At 51.5% G+C, this 4,176-nt stretch carries 5 protein-coding genes; all 5 read right to left on the minus strand.

From position 1 onward, the window contains the following. The coding region (locus tag Xbud_RS21480; RefSeq protein WP_099137400.1) for a tyrosine-type recombinase/integrase at positions 1–812 on the minus strand (812 nt) is incomplete at its 3' end. A 101-nt stretch (positions 813–913) separates the two neighbouring features. Next, positions 914–1,924 (minus strand): TraI domain-containing protein, encoded by a 1,011-nt coding sequence (locus Xbud_RS21485; protein WP_099137401.1) that lies wholly within the window; start codon positions 1,922–1,924, stop codon positions 914–916. A gap of 227 nt (positions 1,925–2,151) precedes the next feature. Beyond that, positions 2,152–2,841: an N-6 DNA methylase gene (locus tag Xbud_RS21490; protein WP_099137402.1), complete on the minus strand. Its 690-nt coding sequence runs from the start codon at positions 2,839–2,841 to the stop codon at positions 2,152–2,154. Between the two features lie 108 nt (positions 2,842–2,949). Beyond that, positions 2,950–3,873, minus strand: a complete 924-nt coding sequence (locus tag Xbud_RS21495; protein WP_099137403.1) for a DUF1281 domain-containing protein — start codon at positions 3,871–3,873, stop codon at positions 2,950–2,952. Between the two features lie 90 nt (positions 3,874–3,963). Continuing rightward, the coding region (locus Xbud_RS21500) for a toxin-antitoxin protein (RefSeq protein WP_099137404.1) at positions 3,964–4,176 on the minus strand (213 nt) is incomplete at its 5' end.

Genomic DNA, 4,176 nt, shown 5'->3' on the forward strand with positions numbered 1-4,176 from the left:
GCAAAACCACACTCTTTCGACAACCGATTGAAAAAAGAACGAATATGCTGCCTTTCTTTATCGTGATCATACTGGTAACTGGCCATCCGCCCGTGATGACGAAAACTCAGACGGGTTAAATCAAACAGCGGATCATCATCTTTCGCCCCACAGGCTCTCGCCTGTTCAAGGAGTTGCGCCAGCCGGGGTTTAAGCTGCCGGATCATCGGTATCCGCCACTCACTGTGATTTTTACTGCCCTCGACGCGCAATACAATATAATTGCCATCCAGGTTGATATCCCGTAATCGCAGGTGCAGTAACTGGTTCTGACGCATGCCCGTCAGCCGGAACGTATCCAGCACCGTCAGCCAATACCCGGTCGGGTATAAAGCACAACGCCCTCCCCGGGGAGCAACCTGTGTTCGCTCTTCTTCCCCATACTGCCCCATCAGCAGGTAGAGACGGGTTATCTGGACTTTACTCAGAATTTTCTTCTTTTTCTTCTCTTTTTTCACCGCCGCATTGCTAAACGGGTTCTCGGTAAATGGCAGCAGTTTCCTGTCCATTACGAAGTTAAAAATGGCCCGCAGGTGGGCCACCTTATTGTTCCAGGTATGGCTCGACTGTTTTTTCTCCATCAAAAGATGACGCCGCCACCGTAGCACATCCCGGTGAGTGACCTGTTCCGGCAACACCGTTTCTCCCATAAACTGGATAAAGACCCGGGTAACTTTGCGATAACTCCACTCGGTGGCCGGTCGCAACATATGTGAAAAAAAGTACTCTTCCAATAACTCATCCCAACTGATTTTTTCTGCGGCAGGCAACATGTTATTTTTTCCTTAATATATTAAATAAATCATGACACTCAATTGTTCATAAACTGTTTTATGGAAATACAAGATATAAATAATCAGTTAAACTATTTACATTACAATAATGTATTGTGGTTATCTTTTCTGGCAACATTTTCTTTATCCGATACAGACTGTTTGGCGAATTTCGAGCCGTGATGATGATTTTTTGCCTTCTCCTGATGAGAGGACCCATGACCGGATTGAAATAAAGACAATAACGTCTGGGTATCACTCTCGCCGGATGGCTCAGATGCCGGTGCCATTTCTAATGGGGAATCCGGAGAAGCCTGGCCAGGTTCAGGTGATACCCCAGCGACATCAGACAATTCTGCAGAATTCCCCGGTTTCAATAAAGGCGACTCCACCTGTCCGGCGGCTTCCTGAAGTAATTCATCAATCAACGGTACAGAGGATGAATGACCACCAAGATGCAATGTCAGGCAAGTCCATGCGTCCGGTACCAGAAACAACCAGGTCACCGCATCTTCCGGCAGTAAACGGGCTGCCATCATGGCGTTCAGTGGCACAGACAAATCTGGCCGGGACGACCGGAACCGGAAACGAAAGCGACGGTCTGGCGTCCACAATCCCGGCTGCCAGTCATGCCTATCATCCAGCTCCCCTTCCAGGTGCTGCAACAGGGGCAGGTGGTAAAATAATGCCGTCCAGAACACAACCGCCTGCCATAGCAGGCTCTGGGCAGCCTGAGTTTCCGGTGCTGCCCCGGGGGGTAACAGATGTCCCTTCGCCAGCCGCACGGCACAGGTGGTAAACTTTAGCGTCAGGTCAGCAAAATCCCCGCTTCCCGACCAGTTACCTTCCGGTGTTGCCGGCACCTGTTGGACACGGCTCAGCAATTGCTTCACCGGTGCGAGATAAAAACGCTGATACAGCCCTTCGGGCAGGGCAGTGTTTTGCCATAATTGCTGAAGATACTGACGGCGCAGGGAGGTTGCCAGTAACTCGTCAGCCGATTGCGGCCGGAAATAGCCCCGGCTGTCACGAATGGCCTCCGGTTGTTGTTCGGATGATTTTTGCGGTGTGGCAGACTGGCGGGCAAAATGCGATTTAAAACGCTGAAACATGGCTTTTCCTCTTTCGGTTCAAATTGGGCTCAGTGTCGGTGAATCCCGGTCTGAAACAAGGAAAAACTCTTTTTGCGGAAATGAAAATTAAACTGACTCGATTCACCCACCGACTCGCTTATCGGATCACCTTAATTTTCACTATAAATCAATATATTAAAACTACTCGAAAATAAGAAAGCGCCCCGAAAGGCGCATTAGAGTAACAGAACAGAGGCTGAAAAAATTCAGGCGGCCTGTGGCTGCTGATGCTCCCGTAAACGGTTCGACCAGTTACCCAGATAATGGGCCGGCGTGTAACGTGTCCGTTTGCTGCCGCCATCATCCAGCGCATTGCCGACAGTGACCGCGGCCGGAATGCCGGCCAGGGAAAGCTGGACGTAAGCCATCACCGCGGCCAGCGGATCAATATCAATCGCTGACACCCACAGGCTGCATAACGGATCATGTCCCTGCTCTCTCAAGACGTCGGCAGCGGCCAGTGTCATACAGCCCGCCCCACAAGCCGGCTCGTACAGGGTCACAAAGGGTTTCTCCTGCAAGCGTGCGGAAACATCCTGCAACTGTATCTCCGCCATCATTCTGGCGACACTCCAGGGCGTAAAGAACTGCTGAAGGTGTTTATTCCCCAGCTCCAGCCGCATAAACACCGTGCCGAGAAAATCGCCGGGCGCTTCTGCCAGTGCCAGCACGGTAGTGGAAAAGAGTTTTACAATCCGGTCAACATCTTCCCGCGCATATTTCCTGATGGTTTTCAGATAAAACTGCTCCAGCTCCTCACTGAAACAATATTTATTGTGAATGGCCGCCATTGCGCAGTGACAAAAATCCCGGAAGACCTGATAACGAGGCTGATAGCGGGCGGTTTGATTAAACAGCGAGATAAATTCCTGTTGGTAATCGGTACGAGACGCCATGGCGTGTTTTCCTTGTCGCATAAAAATAGGGAAAACACGCCCCGGAAGGGGAACGTGCTTCCCCCTTCGGTTGAAGTGAAAATAAAGAATAAGGTACTGAACAAATCGCTACTGTCCGACAGCAATCGCCGGCAGTGCCTGACTGATTTCGGGTTGTTCACCGTTAACCAGATAGAGTGCAGGCCGGTTTTCGCGTCCGGGTAAGCCATTACCGCTGTCTACATGCTCACCCTGATCATAACAATCGTAGCCTTTGAGGCTTCCTGACGGTTCGCTGTACCAATGGCGGATCTCGCAATCAAACATCGCTGACAGTTCCCCCATCAGTTCCGCAGAGGGCGGTGCCCACGGTGAATCAAAACGCACGGTTAAGCTGCTGACATTACGCCGTTCCCAGCGGACATGGTGACCGAACGGCCATTCCAGCCCGTAGTGCTCGTCGTAGAACTGTACGGTGGAGGCAATGCCTTTCAGCAATCCGCTGCTGCCGTTAATCTCGGTCGCTAACCGGGTCGGCATGATCATCAGCATATCGCAGGGCTGGGCGGATGTCGGAGACACATTCAGCCTGTCCCAGCAGGCGCCGGTATCGGGACTATCAGACCAGCTCACCATACCGAACCAGTCGGTATACTGGCGGATCAGGAGTGATGCGATAATCTCACGCGCCGGTTCCGGAATATTTTCCCAGCGCAGCAGACTTAAGCCCGACTGACGGTACAGATGGTCGATACGTTTAATGGTGTCGCCGGTTAGCAGCGCATTATCCTGTAACAACATCAGCCACTGCTCAAAGGCCAGATGTTGCGCAGTCTGTGCCGTAGTACCTCGTATCAGCGCCGGATAAGGCGCGTAAGTCAGGGGTTTGGTTGGTTTCAGTATCCCGGCGCACCCGGCCAGAAACAGCCGCAGACTCTGCAAGACTGCCTGACGGTAACGGGGCGCTTCTTCGCCACAGACCCATTGCTGCATCACATCGATACAAACGGATTTGCCGGTGATGTCCAGTTGATTCGTGATCCACTCTGCCATGGTTAAGTTCCTCTTGATTGATAATGTTAAATAAAGGAGGAACTGTCCCGGCGGGGAGTCAGTTCCCCCGTTGGGTAAGTAAAAAAGGATTTAGAGACTATCCGGTTTTAAAATATCAGCCAGCTGACTGTCGAAAATGACCATCAGTTCGTCATGCACCTCCAGGTAAGGCGTACTGTGCGTGATGACCGGAGCATTCAGCCGGGTTAAATCGTACTTATCGACTAATTCGTTAATGGCCTCAGAGGGTCGGATGCCGTTTTGTATCAGTTCAGCGACCGTGTCTGTTTCACACAGCGCCGT

It is taken from the genome of Xenorhabdus budapestensis, from assembly GCF_002632465.1.
In the GTDB taxonomy this organism is placed as follows: Bacteria; Pseudomonadota; Gammaproteobacteria; order Enterobacterales; family Enterobacteriaceae; genus Xenorhabdus; species Xenorhabdus budapestensis.